At 49.7% G+C, this 17100-nt stretch carries 18 protein-coding genes; 14 read left to right on the forward strand and 4 right to left on the reverse strand.

Annotation, left to right across the window (positions count from 1 at the left end; all coding sequences use genetic code 11):
- Positions 1 to 107: 107 nt before the first annotated feature.
- On the forward strand, positions 108 to 881 hold the full coding sequence (locus ACNA6I_RS00425) for a phosphotransferase family protein (RefSeq protein ID WP_048007412.1): 774 nt from the start codon (positions 108 to 110) through the stop codon (positions 879 to 881).
- Here ACNA6I_RS00425 and ACNA6I_RS00430 read toward each other — a convergent pair whose 3' ends face one another.
- Complete coding sequence (locus ACNA6I_RS00430; RefSeq protein ID WP_048007475.1) at positions 882 to 1160, reverse strand: YtzH-like family protein; 279 nt, start codon at positions 1158 to 1160, stop codon at positions 882 to 884.
- A 211-nt stretch (positions 1161 to 1371) separates the two neighbouring features.
- Between ACNA6I_RS00430 and trmB the strand changes: the two genes are divergently transcribed.
- Positions 1372 to 2016 carry a tRNA (guanosine(46)-N7)-methyltransferase TrmB gene (gene trmB, locus ACNA6I_RS00435; RefSeq protein ID WP_056534828.1) on the forward strand — a complete coding sequence of 215 codons (645 nt, stop codon included), beginning with the start codon at positions 1372 to 1374 and terminating at the stop codon, positions 2014 to 2016.
- Positions 2017 to 2132: 116 nt separating this feature from the next.
- The gene (locus ACNA6I_RS00440; RefSeq protein ID WP_416312765.1) at positions 2133 to 2978 is read left to right on the forward strand and encodes a YtnP family quorum-quenching lactonase; all 846 of its coding nucleotides are present in this window, start codon (positions 2133 to 2135) and stop codon (positions 2976 to 2978) included.
- Positions 2979 to 3020: 42 nt separating this feature from the next.
- Here the strand turns inward: ACNA6I_RS00440 and ACNA6I_RS00445 are convergent, their stop codons facing one another.
- A complete protein-coding gene (locus ACNA6I_RS00445; RefSeq protein ID WP_048007415.1) occupies positions 3021 to 3332 on the reverse strand; it encodes a peptidase M4 in 312 nt (103 codons plus the stop codon).
- Between the two features lie 190 nt (positions 3333 to 3522).
- Here ACNA6I_RS00445 and ACNA6I_RS00450 point away from each other — a divergent pair, with 190 nt between their 5' ends.
- The 3 genes from ACNA6I_RS00450 to ACNA6I_RS00460 are packed head-to-tail and all read left to right on the forward strand — an operon-like array spanning position 3523 to position 5517.
- The gene (locus tag ACNA6I_RS00450) at positions 3523 to 4596 is read left to right on the forward strand and encodes a M42 family metallopeptidase (protein ID WP_048007416.1); all 1074 of its coding nucleotides are present in this window, start codon (positions 3523 to 3525) and stop codon (positions 4594 to 4596) included.
- 59 nt (positions 4597 to 4655) lie between these two features.
- On the forward strand, positions 4656 to 5183 hold the full coding sequence (locus ACNA6I_RS00455; RefSeq protein WP_048007417.1) for a DUF84 family protein: 528 nt from the start codon (positions 4656 to 4658) through the stop codon (positions 5181 to 5183).
- 49 nt (positions 5184 to 5232) lie between these two features.
- A complete protein-coding gene (locus tag ACNA6I_RS00460) occupies positions 5233 to 5517 on the forward strand; it encodes a hypothetical protein (RefSeq protein WP_048007418.1) in 285 nt (94 codons plus the stop codon).
- A 41-nt stretch (positions 5518 to 5558) separates the two neighbouring features.
- Here the strand turns inward: ACNA6I_RS00460 and ACNA6I_RS00465 are convergent, their stop codons facing one another.
- Together ACNA6I_RS00465 and ACNA6I_RS00470 are read right to left on the reverse strand one after the other, a co-directional pair.
- A complete protein-coding gene (locus tag ACNA6I_RS00465) occupies positions 5559 to 7052 on the reverse strand; it encodes a peptide MFS transporter (RefSeq protein ID WP_048007419.1) in 1494 nt (497 codons plus the stop codon).
- 206 nt (positions 7053 to 7258) lie between these two features.
- Positions 7259 to 7702 carry a YtoQ family protein gene (locus tag ACNA6I_RS00470; RefSeq protein ID WP_048014856.1) on the reverse strand — a complete coding sequence of 148 codons (444 nt, stop codon included), beginning with the start codon at positions 7700 to 7702 and terminating at the stop codon, positions 7259 to 7261.
- 171 nt (positions 7703 to 7873) lie between these two features.
- On the opposite strand from ACNA6I_RS00470, the gene ACNA6I_RS00475 reads away from it, so the two are divergent.
- The 8 genes from ACNA6I_RS00475 to murC all read left to right on the forward strand — a co-directional run bounded on the left by ACNA6I_RS00475 (position 7874) and on the right by murC (position 17050).
- Entirely contained in the window at positions 7874 to 8374 is a 501-nt protein-coding gene (locus tag ACNA6I_RS00475) for a hypothetical protein (protein ID WP_416312766.1), read from the forward strand.
- Positions 8375 to 8482: 108 nt separating this feature from the next.
- Positions 8483 to 9517, forward strand: coding sequence for a PTS transporter subunit IIC (locus tag ACNA6I_RS00480; RefSeq protein ID WP_048013510.1), 1035 nt, complete (start codon positions 8483 to 8485; stop codon positions 9515 to 9517).
- A 1-nt stretch (position 9518) separates the two neighbouring features.
- Complete coding sequence (locus ACNA6I_RS00485; protein ID WP_048007423.1) at positions 9519 to 9833, forward strand: thioredoxin family protein; 315 nt, start codon at positions 9519 to 9521, stop codon at positions 9831 to 9833.
- Positions 9834 to 10040: 207 nt separating this feature from the next.
- A complete protein-coding gene (locus ACNA6I_RS00490; protein WP_048013511.1) occupies positions 10041 to 10841 on the forward strand; it encodes a DUF1444 domain-containing protein in 801 nt (266 codons plus the stop codon).
- Positions 10842 to 10846: 5 nt separating this feature from the next.
- The gene (ytpR, locus tag ACNA6I_RS00495) at positions 10847 to 11452 is read left to right on the forward strand and encodes a YtpR family tRNA-binding protein (RefSeq protein ID WP_048007425.1); all 606 of its coding nucleotides are present in this window, start codon (positions 10847 to 10849) and stop codon (positions 11450 to 11452) included.
- Positions 11453 to 12156: 704 nt separating this feature from the next.
- Positions 12157 to 14796, forward strand: a complete 2640-nt coding sequence (locus ACNA6I_RS00500) for a DNA translocase FtsK (protein ID WP_416312767.1) — start codon at positions 12157 to 12159, stop codon at positions 14794 to 14796.
- Positions 14797 to 14962: 166 nt separating this feature from the next.
- Positions 14963 to 15595, forward strand: a complete 633-nt coding sequence (locus tag ACNA6I_RS00505; protein WP_048007426.1) for a hypothetical protein — start codon at positions 14963 to 14965, stop codon at positions 15593 to 15595.
- Between the two features lie 141 nt (positions 15596 to 15736).
- A complete protein-coding gene (gene murC, locus ACNA6I_RS00510; RefSeq protein ID WP_048007427.1) occupies positions 15737 to 17050 on the forward strand; it encodes a UDP-N-acetylmuramate--L-alanine ligase in 1314 nt (437 codons plus the stop codon).
- The last annotated feature ends 50 nt before the right edge of the window (positions 17051 to 17100 follow it).

Genomic DNA, 17100 nt, shown 5'->3' on the forward strand with positions numbered 1-17100 from the left:
TAGATGGCTATTGATCTTATTGCCCAATAGCTATCTTTTTTATTTTATTGAGATGAAATGTGAACAATCATATAAACATGACAAAGGACCAATAGAAGGTGAATATATTGGAACACTTATTTGACCAAGATTGGGAGATCGTCCCTGCGGGCGGTGCCACGGGGGAAGCCTTCTTTGCCCAATACCAGGAACAGAGGCTATTCCTCAAGCGGAATTCATCACCGTTTTTGGCGGTTTTGTCCGCTGAAGGCATCACGCCTAAGCTTGTCTGGACGAAGCGTCTGGAAAACGGGGATGTCATCACGGCTCAGCACTGGTTGAATGGCAGAGAACTGAAACCCGCAGAAATGAAGAAAGACAGGGTTGCCCGTCTGCTGAAAAAAATCCATACATCAAAACCTCTCTTGACGATGCTTGAGCGCCTCGGCACAGAGCCTTTTCAGCCTGATCATATGTTGACGGAACTTGAGACCAGTCTTGAATTCGACCTTCTAACATTGCCCGATGTCAGGAAAGCGATGAGTTTCCTTCAGGAAGGCCTGGATGAAGTCCGTCAAGGTGAATATGTCGTCTGCCATGGCGACGTCAATCATAACAACTGGCTCCTTTCCGAACAGAACCAGCTTTACCTCATTGATTGGGACGGTGCCATGATTGCAGATCCCGCCTTTGATGTCGGTCTGCTCCTCTATTGGTATATCCCTGAAGATCAATGGGAGGACTGGCTCCTTCAATACGGAACGGAATTGACGGACAGCCTGAAGCTGCGCATGAAATGGTATGTGGTCGCCCAGACGATCCTGTTCATGCAATGGCATAAAGCCAAAGGGCGCTTTCACGAAATGAATCACTGGATCGAATATCTGCACAAAATCATCTGATCATGAGTATTGATTCATGTCCGACACCCACTGGGACAGATTGTCCTTGTTCGTGGTGATGTGATTGGCAAGGTCGGAAGACGAGATGCCGCTTTGGCTGTACCGGTAGATCTCTTCGAGGACGGGTTTGACGTTCTCGTGGATGTCTGCGTTGACCATGAGGGACTTGACCAGTCTCTCGAGCTGTTCGCATTCGGATACGGAGCCGCAGCAGTCCGTTTGATGGTTGCTTAGGATATCGGATAATAATTGCATTTGATTTTGAGCGTTGAGAGGCATGGAAGCCACCCTTTCTTTTAGGATTGAATTCAGGAAGAGAAGGAATTCACTGATAGTGTGTGGATTCCTTTTTTTATTATGCGCGGCTTCAATGGATTTCATCTTGCACAACCATGGTGGTCGTGGTATGTTTTTGTTCGAATGGCGTACCGGGGGACAAGCGTGAAGCTTGCCGGACCGGACGTGAAAAATGGAAAAAAGAGGTGTCTACATGCGTGTGCGTTACAAACCATGGGCAGCTGAAAAGCTCAGTGAACATTCCGGCATAGTAGTGGCGGAGCCCGATCAACTGAAAGGGAAATGGAATGAGTTCTTTGGGAACGACAACCCCATCCATATAGAGGTAGGAACAGGAAAAGGTCAATTCGTCACCGGTATGGGGAAACAAAACCCTGAGATCAACTATATCGGGATCGAACTCTACGAGAGTGTCCTCGTGACGGCCCTCGACCGGATCCTTGAGGAAAATGTCAGCAATGTGAAGCTATTGAATGTCGATGCAAGGGATCTGAAGGAATTCTTCGATGATGGTGAAGTAGGACGGGTGTATCTGAACTTCTCGGATCCTTGGCCAAAGGCCCGTCATGAGAAGCGCAGACTCACATATGAACATTTCCTCAAGCTGTATGAGGATATCCTGGTTGAGAACGGGGAAATCCATTTCAAGACCGATAACCAGGGGTTGTTCGAGTATTCCTTGAAAAGCTTTTCCTGGTACGGGCTCCGTCTGAACTACTTGAGCCTCGATCTCCATAACAGCGGGATGGAAGGGAATATCATGACGGAATACGAAGAAAAGTTCTCTGCAAAAGGGGACCGGATCTACCGGGTGGAAGCTCAATTCCAACACTCATGATCAGAAGGCTGCAGTCTGCCGTTTACCGGCTTCTGCAGCCTTTTTTTCATGTCTGCCGGATTCACGCAGCCTACTTATGCTACACTAATGGGGAACAATAAGGGAGGAATGAAGAAATGGAAAAACGGATGATTGGTGATACAACATTTCACTGGCTGAACGGCGGTGTGACCTTCATGGATGGGGGAGCCATGTTCGGGGTCGTGCCAAAGCCGCTTTGGTCCAAGAAGTATGCTGTGAATGAGCGCAATCAAATCGAGCTGAGAACGGATCCGATCTTTTTCCGTTGGAATGGCAAAAACGTATTGATCGAGTCTGGCATCGGAAAAGGCAAGTTGACAGACAAACAAAAGCGGAATTATGGGGTGGAAGAAGAATCTGCACTTGATTCCGATCTTCAGGCGCTCGGGGTATCGCCGGAAGAGATCGATGTGATCCTGATGACGCATATGCATTTTGACCATGCATGCGGGTTGACGAAACGAGACGGTGAGGGATATCGTTCGACCTTCCCGAACGCTGTCATCCATACATCACAGGTGGAATGGGATGAAATGAGGAATCCCAATATCCGTTCGAAGAATACATATTGGAAAGAAAACTGGGAGGCCGTGGAACATCAGGTGGTGCCCTTTGAGGGACAGAAGGAAGTACTGCCTGGCATCACGATGGTCCATACGGGGGGGCATAGTGACGGGCATGCCATCATCCTCCTTGAAACAGGTGGCGAAAAGCTGATTCATATGGCCGACCTCATGCCGACACACGCCCATAAAAATCCACTATGGGTACTCGCGTATGATGATTATCCGATGACGTCGATCGGAGCCAAGGAAAAGTGGATCCATCAGGCGATCGAAGGGGGATACTGGTTCCTCTTTTATCATGATGCCGTGTATCGTGCCCTGAAGTGGGACGAAGCCGGGAAAGTGACGGAATCGGTGGAACGAGAGAGACGATGAAATGAGAAAGATCCAAAGCCGGATGGCTTTGGATCTTTTCAGTCATAAGGGGTAAACATCCAGAATGGTCCCATTCTTCACATCGGCGATGAATTCGAACTGCTCCAGTTCCCCGTCGACCCTGCGTGAAATGCCGCCTTTGAACACCTGTGTTTCAAATGTATGCTGCTTGAAGGTTTCGGGCTTCATGCTGATCCATGAGCCGTCGATCTTCCCGTCTAGTTTAAAGCGTTCTTTTACTTCCTTCAGTACCTTCTCCGGAGAAACGGTCTTATGATCCTTTGCGGCACTGCTGAGGACGATCCCCCCGACAGCTCCGACAGCCGCTCCGATTGCAAACGATTTCCAGTTCATCCACTCTTCCCTCCAAAAGCCCGGTAAAGACAAAGATGTCTCCCCTATATTTTCAACCTGCTAAGACCATTCTAACAAAGAACACGGAAAAAAGAGAATCATATTTGAATCCAATCGGTGGTAAGAGGTGAGAAAGTTCTGTAAAATGGATGTATACATAAAGATGTGAAAACGAAATGGGGTAAATGAAATGAATCAGGATACATTGGAACTATTCAAAACGCTGACAGAACTCCCGGGTGCTCCCGGTAATGAACATGCCGTGAGGGCTTTCATGAAAGAACAGCTCTCCGCCTATTCGGATGAGCTCGTACAGGATCGGTTGGGTGGCGTATTCGGAGTGAGGAAGGGGGACGGCAATGGTCCGGTTGTCATGGTGGCCGGACATATGGATGAAGTGGGCTTCATGGTGACCTCCATCACGGAGAACGGGATGCTGCGCTTTCAGACCCTCGGCGGCTGGTGGAGCCAGGTCCTCCTCGCCCAGCGCGTCCAGATCATCACAGACAACGGACCGATCACCGGTGTAATCGGAAGCATCCCCCCGCATCTCCTGGGAGAAGCTCAGCGTTCGAAGCCGATGGATATCAAGAACATGCTCATTGATATCGGGGCCGATGACAAAGAGGATGCCCTCCGGATCGGCATCAAACCGGGCCAGCAGATCGTACCGATCTGTCCGTTCACACCGATGGCCAACGAGAAGAAGATCCTCGCGAAAGCATGGGATAACCGTTACGGCTGCGGATTGTCCATCGAGCTTCTGAAGGAACTCCATGGTGAGCAGCTTCCAAACACGCTGTACTCAGGTGCCACCGTTCAGGAGGAAGTAGGATTGAGGGGGGCGCAGACGGCGGCCAACATGATCAATCCGGATCTATTCTTTGCCCTTGATGCCAGCCCGGCCAATGATATGTCAGGGGATAAAAATGAATTTGGACAGCTCGGGAAAGGGGCCCTTCTCCGGATCCTCGACCGTTCCATGGTCACGCACAGGGGCATGAGGGAATTCGTCCTTGATACGGCGGAAACGAACTCCATCCCTTATCAATACTTCGTCTCCCAAGGAGGGACGGATGCAGGCCGTGTTCACATGTCCAATGAAGGGGTGCCGAGTGCGGTCGTCGGTATTTGCTCGCGGTACATCCATACGCATGCGTCCATGATCCATATCGATGATTACGCTGCAGCGAAAGAATTGATCGTAAAGCTCGTGAAACAGTGTGACCGTTCCACAGTGGAAACGATCCGGAATAACGGATGATTGATGAGACCGCCCGATAATCGTGGCGGTCTTCTTTTATGAAAATGGGGGGGAAGGAAATGAAGAATATCGGAGTAGGGACGACAAATCCGGCGAAGGTTTCAGCGATTCAGAAGGCAATCGGTCCCGGTGGAACAGTCTATCCAATAGAGGCGGAATCCGGGGTCAGTGCACAGCCGTTTTCTGATGAAGAGACGATCAGAGGGGCGGTGAACCGGGCGAGGAACAGTATCGGGGCGTTTCATGCAGGCATCGGTCTGGAAGGCGGGGTCGTCGACACGTCATCGGGACTTTTCCTCTGTAACTGGGGAGCCTTGGTAGACGCCGATGGCCGCGAATTTGTAGCAGGAGGGGCACGGATTCTACTACCTGACGAGATTGCCTATAAACTTCGCGGAGGCGGAGAGCTTGGGCCACTGATGGATGCATATACGAAACGGGAAGGTGTGCGTCATCGAGAAGGGGCGGTAGGGGTATTCACGAACGGTCGGGTGACGAGGGAAGCGATGTTCATCCATGTCGTTAAACTCTTGATCGGGCAGTGGGAATATGATGGAAGAAACAGAGATAAACGCGGGAATATATGACTCGGCCCATACCAATTAGAGCCCATCCTCATAGGATAGAGTAGATCGGATGCGAAAGCATGCGGTAAATCTCTTGTACAAGGGGGGCAAAAACACATGGGATGCTATAAAGGACACAATGAAGGCGGGTGTCGCCGTAACTGTTGTTGGGGCTTCAACTTCTGCTGTGATTGGGACAAATTCCTATTCGGTAACCGCTGCTGTTGCAGGCGCAATCGCTGTGATGGTGATCGTGGAGGCTGCAGACGTAATGAAGGAAACAGGAACTATGGCGGATGCAGACGCAATGAAGGAAACCGGAACCACGGATGTAATAAGGATTGGTAAGCACTGAATAAATAAAAGCAGCCTCATGGAAGAGGCTGCTTTTTTGACTTATTTAATTCCCTTCATGTAGGTCTGGATCTTAGGACCGATCAGGAAGAGGATGAGGCCCAATACGATGGACACACCACCGATGGTACCGAAATACACATTTTCTGTTGCCGGCGAGTAGAATCTGACGAGCTGTGCATTCAACGCCTGTGCCGCAGCAGGTGCCAGGAACCAAAGGCTCATGGTTTGTGCAGAGAAGGCTTGAGGAGCAAGCTTCGTTGTCGCAGAAAGGCCGACAGGCGAAAGGAGAAGTTCCCCGATGACAACGATGAAATAACTGAGTACGAGCCAGATCGGATTCACGAGTCCGCCATCAGGAGTGAAGTATCCTGGAATGAGGATGACAAGGAATGAAAGACCTGCAAAGATCAGACCCCATGAGAATTTACGCGGGATGATCGGTTGGCGGTTACCGAGCTTCACCCATAACCAGGCAAATACCGGTGCAAGGAGAAGGATGAACAACGGGTTAAGGGATTGGAACCACGCAGGTGAGATCTCAAACCCGAAAAGATCGAGCTGTGTCTTTTTATCAGCGTATGTTGCAAGGATGGTTGCACCCTGTTCCTGGATGGACCAGAACATGACCGCAGCAATGAATAGCGGGATATAGGCGATTACCTGTGAGCGTTCCTGTGCCGATGTTTTAGGGCTGTAGTACATGATTAGGAAGTACGCAAGAGGTACCACCACACCGAAGATTCCGACAATATTAATGAATACATTCAGCGTGAAGATTCCGGCTGGAATGGTCCAACCTAGGATGACGGCCAGGACAATCACGACCACCGCCGTAATCCAACCGTATTTCTTTTTCTCGGCTGCTGTCAGCGGGTTCGGCACATACGTACCGGCAAGTCCCAATGTAGAACGTTTGCTTACCATGAACACGACAAGTCCGAGGAACATCCCGATGGCTGCTGCCGCAAATCCCCAGTGGAAGCCGTAGTTCTTTTGAAGGCTACCCACAACAAGTGGTGAAACGAATCCACCAAGGTTGATACCCATGTAGAAGATGCTGAAAGCCGAGTCGCGGCGTGTATCTTCCTGACTGTACATTTCACCGACGACGGTTGATACGTTCGGTTTAAGCAACCCAGTACCGATGACGATCAGTACCATGGAAACAATGAACATGGAGAAGTTCCCCGGGAATGCAAGGGCGATATGCCCGAACATGATGAAGATCCCGCCGTAGAAGACGGCCTTCGACGTCCCGAATACCCGGTCGGCCAGCCACCCTCCGATGACCCCTGACATATACACCAGGGAACCGTAAATGGAAACGATGGCGAGCGCAGTGCCTTCCTCGATGCCGAGTCCGCCTTTTGATACCTCATAGTACATATAATATACAAGGATGGCTTTCATACCGTAGTATGAAAAACGCTCCCAGAATTCTGTGAAGAATAATGTGAACAACCCTTTGGGGTGACCGAAGAACCCGGTCTGAGGTACACTTTCCACAATTTTCTGTTTATTCGATGATGACATATTACAACCTCCTTATTCTTTTACTATAATATTTTAAGATTTTTATAAAGTCAAAAAGAAATTAATAAAATTTTAATTATACCATTTATTTCTATATATTACTAATATTTATTCGTTTTTGAATTGTCAAACTATTTTGTAAGCGCTTTACACCCGGCAGAGAACAAATTCGCCCGCCCGGGATAAGAGGGCAGGCGATAAAATCATTATTCTTCAAAAATATAGGTGATGGCTTGAAGAGCCTGTTCAATCGTGGAAACCGTCACATCTGCCCGCCGGGAAATTTCTTTCAGCGGATGGTGGAGCTTTTCCGGACGGATCAGGATCAACGGCTTGTCCTTCGCGAGGGCAATGCCGGCATCCATGGCTGAATTCCACTGTTTGTATTCTTCTCCGAAGTAAGCGATGACGAGATCTGCTTTTTCCATCAGGATCTTGGTGCGCAAATTATTGAAGGCAGAAGCTGCCTCATCTTTCAGGATGGCGTTCGGCTGAGTGCCAAGGATTTCTTCCCCGATGGAATCGGAACGGTCATGATTTTCCATCGGTCCTGAGAACTGGATGTTCAGTCCCCTTTTCTCCGCTTCGCTTTTGACATCATCCCTCCAGGTACTATGTATCTCCCCTGCCAGGTATACCGTCATATTCATTGTGATCATCCCCTATCTGTTACTGTTTCCTACACGATTTACCCCATCCGAGTCAAAATTAACCTTTCTTCCCAGCAAAAACAGCATACCTGTAAGAAAACGGGTTGTCATTGGGACTTTGTGAGGGTATCATAAGCGTAGGTTTAGCAGAATAAAGGAGGATGACGGAGAATGAAGCGCTATATATCGGTTTTATTCATTCTTGCCCTTACGTTAGCAGGGTGCAGCACCTCAATTGACGAAGAGAAGGATAAAACGGCGAAAGTCGTAGAAGATATGGTCGATCATAAGGCAGAAGCGAAAGAGAAAGCAGGGGACATCGAATTCTACCTGCCCTTCGGAGCCGAAGTGGATAAAGAGACTTCTCATAATGTGATCATCAAGAAAGGGTCGGATACGTTCATCCTATTCAACAATCCCCAAGAAGATAAGGACAGCGACCTTCTATATAAAACGTCCCTTGAAGATGAAACCGACGTGGTGAAAAAAGGAACGTTCCAAGGAAGGGACGGGTTGGGGTATTACATCATCAAGAGCATCCCCGATTCTGAAAAATTTGAGCTCATCGTCGGGGTGGGGGGGACGAAGGTTTCCACCCAGTCAGATGAAGGCGATCTGTCTGATCATGCAAAAATGATGATGAAGATGGCGACTTCCGTGAAGACTTCCTAAGATCTGATCCATGCGATCGGATCTTTTTTTTGTGTGTATTTTTATCTGGACAAACGATACATGTGTCTTTACACTAGTAAAAGACTAAGGGTTGAAAGGGGAACCAGTATGAAGGAATGGCTTGCTCGGAAAGGGGTTAAGCCCTCAGCGAGGGTTTATTTAATAGATGCTTTGAGCTATATGGCTCTTGGATTGTTCAGCTCCCTCATCATCGGACTGATCATGAAGACGATCGGGGAACAGGCAGGGTTTCTGCCAGATGGATTGCAACAGTTTTTGATCGAGATGGGAGGCGTGGCTTCTTCCATGATGGGTCCTGCCATCGGTGCGGCCATTGCCTATGGACTCGGGGCTCCGCCGCTCGTGCTTTTCTCGGCAGTCGTTACGGGGGCAGCCGGTGCGGCACTCGGTGGACCGGCCGGTGCGTATGTGGCGGCGGTCCTGTCTGTGGAAGTCGGGAAGCTGATCAGTAAAACGACGAAGCTTGATATCATCGTCACCCCGTTTACGACCATTCTCACAGGGTTTGCGGCGGCTTCCTTCATCGGACCGGGTATTTCGACATTCATGACGATGTTCGGCGGATGGATCAGCTGGGCAACAGAGCAGCGGCCGATTTTGATGGGGATCCTCGTGGCCATGCTCATGGGTCTCGCCCTGACGGCACCGATCTCAAGTGCCGCCATCGCCCTCATGCTCGATTTGAATGGAGTGGCTGCAGGTGCAGCAACGATCGGCTGTGCCGCTCAGATGGTCGGGTTCGCGGTCATAAGCTATAGGGAGAACCGGTTTGGTGGTCTGCTTGCTCAAGGCATCGGGACCTCGATGCTCCAGGTGCCGAATATCCTGCGCAATCCCCTCATCCTCCTGCCGCCGACACTGGCGGGTATGATCCTCGCCCCGATCGGGACGACGATCTGGGTGATGGAGAATAATGCAGCGGGAGCCGGAATGGGGACAAGCGGATTGGTCGGTCAGATCATGACGTTCCAGACCATGGGGTTCAGTACGGGTGTCCTGATCCAGGTCCTCGTGTTGCATATCATTGGACCTGCCCTCATCAGCCTGTTACTATCTGAATATATGCGTAAACTAGGGTGGATCAAACCCGATCAATTAACGCTTGATATTGGAGGTAAGTAACATGCGAAAACTGGCATCAGAAGAGGAATTTCACGAGTTGAAGGCGAATGGGAAGCATGTATTCATGTTCTCGGCGGATTGGTGTCCGGACTGCCGGATCATCGAACCGATCCTTCCTGAAATCGAAAGTGAGTACAGCGAATTCACGTTCATTTACGTGGATCGCGATCAATTCATCGATATCTGCATCGAAAACGATATCTTTGGGATCCCGAGCTTCCTGGCATTCGGAGACGGCAAGGAACTGGGGCGTTTCGTCAGCAAGGACCGCAAAACGAAAGAAGAAATCGAGAATTTCATGAATCAGCTTGGCTAAGTGGATCGAAAGGAATTCCCCATTGGAGGAATTCCTTTTTTTCTGCTGGTTACACTGAATGAGTCCAGCCAAGCAGATATGATGCGACCGCCTTCTGCCTGTGGTGTCGGATGGTACAGCGAGGACATTTCGTGATTTTCTTTTGAAATCCGGAGCTTTTCATGTAAAATAGCAGAAGCGAGACCGCATGTGGAAGGAGGTTACACCATGGACACAAAAAAATTAAAAAAACAACTTCAGGACCGGCTCCAGTCATCTGAACGCCTGATTACATACGACCGGGAAAAAGAAACACTCCGCATCGAGCGGAAGGACACAAAGAAGGGGATGACAGTCGCACTTCCCCCCATCGTGTCCAAGTGGAAGGAAAACAACAAAACCATCATCGACGAAGTGGTCTACTATGTAGAGGAAGCATTGAATGCCATGGGCGAAGAAAAGCCGAACAAACATGAACAGAATATCTTCCCTGTCATCCGGTCCACTTCCTTTGCAACGGAATCCCCCGATGACATCCCGTTGATCACAGATGATCATACAGCCGAGACAAGGATCTATTACGCACTCGATTCAGGAAGCACCTATCGCCTGATCGATGAGCGGATGATGAAATCGGAAGGGTGGACACGGGAACAGCTCAGGGAAATCGCCCTCTTCAATGTGAGGCGTCTCCCGACCACCATGAAAAAAGATGAAGTGGCAGGGAATACATTCTATTTCCTGAATCAAAATGATGGCTACGACGCGAGCAGGATCCTGAACGAATCCTTTTTACGGGATATGAAGGAAACAGTATCAGGGGAGATGACGGTATCGGTTCCCCACCAGGATGTGTTGATCATCGGGGATATGCGGAATGAGACCGGCTATGACGTCCTCGCGCAAATGACCATGAGCTTCTTCACCAACGGGAATGTTCCCATCACTGCGCTGTCCTTCGTATACGATGAAGGAGAGCTTGAGCCGATCTTCATACTAGCTAAAAATCGTAAAAAAGAAAGGGAGTAACATACATGAACGTATTTTATAATCTGGAGGGCATCGGCGATACCCTCATCATCACAATGGATCCGACATTCGAAGGAAGCGTCGGTCATGAAAGAAAAGGCGATGCAGCCCGCCTGTTCAATGAAGAATCCGGTGAAACCGTCGGTTACAATCTGTTCAACGCTTCCGCTTATCTAAGCCTTGAAGCGAAAGGTCAAGTGGAGATGGATGATGAGAAGCTGAAGAGCATCAACGAAGCCATCGCTAAAAACGGCTTTGAAGATGTGCTTGAAGGAGATTTCACCCCTAAGTTCGTCGTCGGGTACGTAGCAGAAAAAGAAAAGCATCCCAATGCTGACAAGCTCAATATCTGCAAGGTGGAGATCGGTGACGAAACACTTCAAATCGTCTGCGGAGCCCCGAATGTGGATCAAGGACAAAAAGTGGTTGTGGCAAAAGTCGGCGCCGTTATGCCGAGCGGGATGGTCATCAAAGATGCAGAGCTTCGCGGAGTGCCTTCTTCCGGCATGATCTGCTCTGCCAAAGAACTCGACCTACCGGATGCTCCCCAAGAAAAAGGAATCCTCGTCCTCGACGATCAATACGAAGTAGGACAAGCGTTCAAAGGATAAGTGCATGTTCACCCGGGCCTCATGTGGTCCGGTTTTTTTTGTTTGGTTGATGAATCTCTTCGATCTTCTGCATGTCCAGATCCGGGTGCTTGAGGCTCGAGGTCATAATTCAAAGATCTCAAAAAGGCACAGAACGCCTTTCCGAGATCTTCGCCTTATGCTTGTCGCCTCAGGTCGAGCCCCCTCCGCTTTTCTTCGTGTCCAGCTCCGGGTGCTTGAGGCTCGAGGTCATAAGTCAAAGACCCCAAAAAGGCACAGAACGCCTTTTCGGTGTCTTCGCCTTATGCTTGTCGGGTCAGCCCGACCCGCCTCCGCTTTTCTTCGTGTCTAGCTCCGGGTGCTTGTGCTCGAGGTCATAAGTCAAAGATCTCAAAAAGGCACAGAACGCCTTTCCGGTGCCTTCGCTTTATGCTTGTCGCCTCAGGGTAAGCCCCCTGCGCTTTTCTTCATGTCTAGCTCCGGGTGCTTGAGGCTCGAGGTCATAAGTCAAAGATCTCAAAAAGGCACAGAACGCCTTTCCGAGATCTTCGCCTTATGCTTGTCGCCTCAGGGCAAGCCCCCTGCGCTTTTCTTGTTACATTCTATTTACATGGATGTTGGTTTCGACACATTTTTCTAACAATGTTCATTTTATGGTGAAATGTCTCGAATTTTTCCGGTGAACTGATAGAATAATAGTAAGTATGAAGGAAAGAGTGATTGACGTGAGTTGGATTAAGAAGATAATCGGGAAATTTTCTGATGTTGATGATAGTTATGAAGAATATGTGGAAGACGAGGTGCATCGCCCTGCCCCGAAGCAGGGGGGGAGTCAGTCGGCCCCCTATCAGCGTGATGTCGAGGCGCGGATGACCTATCAATATCCGAAAGGGAATTTCCGTTTTCCTTTGATCGGTGATGGGGAAGGGGGGAGCCGGGAAAGACGGACCCGGGACCGTGATAAGAAAGAAGTCACGGAAAAGCAGCCCGAACGCCCTAAGCGTGAGAAAGAACGGGTGGAGCGTCCACGCAAGGAGGCACAACCCAAACCTCTACACCAATCAACGTCCGCACCGTCTAAAACGGTCACTTCAAAAGTACAGAAAGGGAAGGGGACCAGACCGTTCAAGCCGACGGAAATCCCTTCACCGATCTATGGATTCAGGGAGCGGCCAATCAAAAAGCAAGAAGTCGAGTACGAACTGGGCAACTTTTTACATAGTCAGACACCTGCTTCGGTCAATGTACCGGATGTGAGGGAGGAGCCCCTGCCCGCCCCGCCTGCCCATCATGATGTACCGGAGGTCGAAGCCCGATTGGAAGAAGCGGTGGATTTTGAATTACATGAATTCAAGAGCCCTTCAGAAGAACATGATGTGGCGCCGATTACCGAAACAGTGACAGAAGAAAGGTCAGAAGATCTGTCATCCCCAGCCGTTGACGAAGAGGTTTTCGATGCGACAGGAACATTGGACATAACGGATGCCCCTGCATCTATCGGGGCTCTGGGGGAAAGGGAAGATGTCCGGTTTGAAAATCAAGCGGAATCAGCTCCTTCCGATGAGTACGTGGAACACGTTACGCCGGTTGTGAACACGGAAGAACATATCGCCCCTTTGCATGCAGAATCCCGAGAGGATAGGGATGCGGCTGTTTCAAAACATGATGCAGAAGCAGAGAACGCCATGCCTGTAGAGGAGTTCCAGGAAGAACGGAAACAGAAGAAACGGTCGCATCTTCCGTTCAATGTCCTCATGCTGAATCAGGATAAGCGGAGTATGTCCGAGCGCCGGCAGCAGCCTGGTCCTTCTCCCGAACCTAGGGTTCAAAACCCACAGGTGACAGAAGTCGTGGAAGAGCATCATGAAAGTGAACCTGAAATGGAGCAGGGAATCGTTCAAGGGGAGGATGCCGTAAAGAGCTACAGTGAGCTCAGTTCTTCCACCAAGACGTTGAATGAGTACGAGTTTCCGACTCTTGAATACTTGAACCCCCCCGTATCCAAAACGATGAGTGAAGAATGGCTGGACACCCAGAGTGCACTCCTCGATGAGACCCTTCTGAATTTCAACGTGAGGGCGAAGGTCGTGAATGTGACACAGGGACCGTCCGTCACCCGGTTTGAGGTACAGCCTGAACCAGGGGTGAAAGTAAACAAAATCACGAACCTTTCAGATGATATCAAGCTGAGCCTCGCTGCCAAGGATATCAGGATCGAAGCGCCCATCCCGGGTAAGCATACGATCGGGATCGAGGTGCCGAATCGGGACAGCCGTCCTGTCTGCATCAGCGAAGTCATTGCGAGCCCTGCATTCCAAGAGGCGGACTCACCGCTTACAGCTGCCCTCGGTCTTGATATTTCCGGGCAGCCGATCGTCACGGATCTTAGCAAGATGCCCCACGGGCTGATTGCCGGGGCCACCGGTTCCGGTAAGAGCGTGTGCATCAACTCGATCCTCGTCAGTCTACTGTATAAATCATCTCCCGACGAGCTGAAGATGATGCTGATCGATCCGAAGATGGTGGAGCTTGCTCCTTATAACCGCATCCCGCATCTTGTCAGCCCCGTCATCACCGATGTAAAGGCTGCGACAGCCGCATTGAAGTGGGCCGTCGAAGAGATGGAGCGCAGGTACGAACTCTTCGCCCATACAGGAGTAAGGGATATCAAGCGATTCAATGAACTTGCCACCAGGAACAAGCAGTACAGCGATAAGCTTCCGTATCTCGTCATCGTCATCGACGAGCTTGCCGACCTGATGATGATGTCACCTGCAGATGTGGAAGAAGCCATCTGTCGCATCGCCCAAAAAGCGAGGGCATGCGGAATCCATCTCATCATCGCGACCCAGCGACCTTCAGTCGATGTCATTACCGGGCTGATCAAAGCGAACGTACCGACAAGGGTTGCGTTCTCCGTCTCATCTGCCGTCGACTCACGGACCATCATAGATGGAAGCGGAGCGGAACGGTTACTCGGGCGCGGGGATATGCTGTTCCTCGAAAATGGGTCATCCAAGCCGGTCCGGCTTCAAGGTACGTTCGTTTCTGATGACGAAATCGATGAAATCATCTCCCATGTCAGGGACCAGCGTGCACCCCATTATCTTTTTGAACAGGATGAACTCCTGAAGAAAGCACAGGTCACAGAAGAAGAAGATGAATTATTTCTTGAAGCATGTGAATTTGTCGTCGATCAGGGGGGTGCCTCGGCATCTTCCCTTCAAAGGCGATTCCGGATCGGCTACAACCGTGCAGCAAGACTGATGGAAATGATGGAGAACAATGGCATCATCTCAGAAGCAAGGGGAAGCAAGCCGAGGGATGTGCTGATCTCCGAGACCGAGCTGGAAACGCTCGTCTGAGTGGAAGCAGAAGGTAATATGTGGTATCCTGTTGATGAATCGATTGGAAGATGTCATCGGCAGGATACTCTTTTTTTCCTGGCCGTTTCAGATGATCCCCATGGGGGTACTATACCAGAGGATAACGGGACCGGCGTGGAGGACAACGAGTGGATAGGTGAGCAGAATGGACGCACAGAGAGAATTGCTGGATCTGACGGAGTACCGTCATCGTAAACAATTGATAGCAGAGGAACAGACACGTGCGGTGTACGATTCCGCGATGGAGTTCTGTCGGCATGAAACCAATATCCGGGAAATCGTCAGGGCAAAGATGATCTTCACTAAACGGTTCGCCCCGGTGGCAAGAGACAGCCTTACTGAAAACGTATTTTCAGAATGGCTTTTATTTGATTACAAGACGATCAAGGGGACGACACTGTTCTTTCAGTTTCTCCAGACCCGGTCCCTTTCGCCTTCTAAGAAGACCCTGGGTGCAGTGATTATGACGGTGCCGTGGGAACCTGTTTCCATTGAAGGCCATGAGGGCGGTGAGCCCATCTGCATGCCTTTATTGGGCGATCACCGGGAACCTGTCCGCCTAAGGGGAATGTCGGATGTCAAGAAGGACAGGACCTATTTTGTGAGGAAAGTCCCTCTGGTGACCCATGAATGGACCCTAGGTCCCGTCTTTGAAGCGGGATCGCCTGATCTTGTGGACACAATGAAGAAGCGATACGGTCAAAGGTATCAAGAAAATGGTGGTTTATGGAGGGCGTTCCTGAAAGAAGAAGCGCCGGAATTCATTCTAACTGACTGAAAATTTCCTTCTTCATGGTCACAGTTTTTAAAAGGTGGTATAATGTTTCAAGTTGACAGTGTTCACCATTGGTCCTTAATGGCAAAAAAATCATGATTTCATATAATGTTTTTAAGATAGACGATTGTTGGAGGTTCTATTATGACGATATATCATTTCGTAGGAATCAAAGGTTCGGGCATGAGCGCATTAGCCCAGATCCTTCATGATATGGATTATCAGGTCCAGGGTTCCGATGTAGAAAAATACTTTTTCACCCAAAAAGCGTTGGACGATGCCAACATTAAAATCCTTCCTTTCCAAAAGGAAAACATCGGCGGAGATATGCATGTGATCGCCGGAAATGCATTCCCCGATACACATGAGGAAATCGTGGCAGCCAAAGAACTTGGCCTGCCTGTAACGCGCTATCATAAATTCCTTGGTGACTTCATGCAGGAATTCACAAGCGTAGCAGTCACGGGGGCACATGGGAAGACGTCTACGACAGGTCTCCTCGCACACGTGATCCGAGGGGCTAAGCCGACTTCATTCCTGATCGGTGACGGAACGGGGAAAGGGGAAGTGGATGCGAATTACTTCGTATTCGAAGCATGTGAATATCGACGTCATTTCCTTTCATACTTCCCTGACTATGCCATTATGACGAATATCGACTTCGATCATCCAGATTACTTCGCCAATATCGACGACGTATTCTCTGCATTCCAGGAAATGGCCATGCAGGTGAAGAAGGGGATCATCGCCTGTGGTGATGATGAGCAACTCCAAAAGATCCAGGCAAGGGTACCGGTCGTATTTTACGGATTTGCCGAGGAGAATGACTTCCAGGCACGCAATGTCGCCCATAATGAGAATGGTACATCATTCGATGTGTTCGTTCGCAATGAATTCTATGCGTCATTCAAGATCCCGACATACGGAGATCATAACATCCTGAACGCCCTGTCTGTCATTGCCCTTTGTCACTACGAGGAGCTTGATACAGAGATCGTGCAGGAAAGACTGCAAACATTCGAAGGCGTCAAACGCCGTTTCTCTGAGAAGAAGGTAGGCGGACAGATTTTGGTGGACGATTATGCCCACCATCCGACCGAGATCACAGCCACTCTCGATTCGGCCCGTCAAAAGTATCCGAATAAGGATATTGTCGCTGTCTTCCAGCCGCATACGTTCACAAGGACGCAGACATTCCTTTCAGAGTTCGCTGAAAGCCTTCAGCTTGCTGATAAGGTGTATCTGTGCGAAATCTTCGGTTCGGCCCGTGAAAACCACGGAAAGCTTTCCATCCATGATCTTGAAACGAAGATCGATGGGTGTGAAATCATCGATGAGCGTGATACAACCGCTCTTCTTCATCATGAAGACAGCGTATTGATCTTCATGGGCGCAGGGGATATCCAGAAATTCCAGCAGTCCTATGAAACAGTATTGAACGAACAGATTGCAGAATAATTCTGCGTACGTCAAAAAGCCATCCGCGAGTGAATTCGCGGATGGCTTTT

The organism is Rossellomorea sp. FS2 (assembly GCF_047915635.1).
GTDB lineage: Bacteria > Bacillota > Bacilli > Bacillales > Bacillaceae_B > Rossellomorea > Rossellomorea marisflavi_A.

Coding starts and splice junctions, on each gene's coding strand:
- ACNA6I_RS00430 (WP_048007475.1), bottom strand. CDS start 1,160: ATGCCTCTCAACGCTCAAAATCAAATGCAATTATTATCCGATATCCTA.
- trmB (WP_056534828.1), top strand. CDS start 1,372: ATGCGTGTGCGTTACAAACCATGGGCAGCTGAAAAGCTCAGTGAACAT.
- ACNA6I_RS00440 (WP_416312765.1), top strand. CDS start 2,133: ATGGAAAAACGGATGATTGGTGATACAACATTTCACTGGCTGAACGGC.
- ACNA6I_RS00445 (WP_048007415.1), bottom strand. CDS start 3,332: ATGAACTGGAAATCGTTTGCAATCGGAGCGGCTGTCGGAGCTGTCGGG.
- ACNA6I_RS00450 (WP_048007416.1), top strand. CDS start 3,523: ATGAATCAGGATACATTGGAACTATTCAAAACGCTGACAGAACTCCCG.
- ACNA6I_RS00455 (WP_048007417.1), top strand. CDS start 4,656: ATGAAGAATATCGGAGTAGGGACGACAAATCCGGCGAAGGTTTCAGCG.
- ACNA6I_RS00460 (WP_048007418.1), top strand. CDS start 5,233: ATGCGAAAGCATGCGGTAAATCTCTTGTACAAGGGGGGCAAAAACACA.
- ACNA6I_RS00465 (WP_048007419.1), bottom strand. CDS start 7,052: ATGTCATCATCGAATAAACAGAAAATTGTGGAAAGTGTACCTCAGACC.
- ACNA6I_RS00470 (WP_048014856.1), bottom strand. CDS start 7,702: ATGAATATGACGGTATACCTGGCAGGGGAGATACATAGTACCTGGAGG.
- ACNA6I_RS00475 (WP_416312766.1), top strand. CDS start 7,874: ATGAAGCGCTATATATCGGTTTTATTCATTCTTGCCCTTACGTTAGCA.
- ACNA6I_RS00480 (WP_048013510.1), top strand. CDS start 8,483: ATGAAGGAATGGCTTGCTCGGAAAGGGGTTAAGCCCTCAGCGAGGGTT.
- ACNA6I_RS00485 (WP_048007423.1), top strand. CDS start 9,519: ATGCGAAAACTGGCATCAGAAGAGGAATTTCACGAGTTGAAGGCGAAT.
- ACNA6I_RS00490 (WP_048013511.1), top strand. CDS start 10,041: ATGGACACAAAAAAATTAAAAAAACAACTTCAGGACCGGCTCCAGTCA.
- ytpR (WP_048007425.1), top strand. CDS start 10,847: ATGAACGTATTTTATAATCTGGAGGGCATCGGCGATACCCTCATCATC.
- ACNA6I_RS00505 (WP_048007426.1), top strand. CDS start 14,963: ATGGACGCACAGAGAGAATTGCTGGATCTGACGGAGTACCGTCATCGT.
- murC (WP_048007427.1), top strand. CDS start 15,737: ATGACGATATATCATTTCGTAGGAATCAAAGGTTCGGGCATGAGCGCA.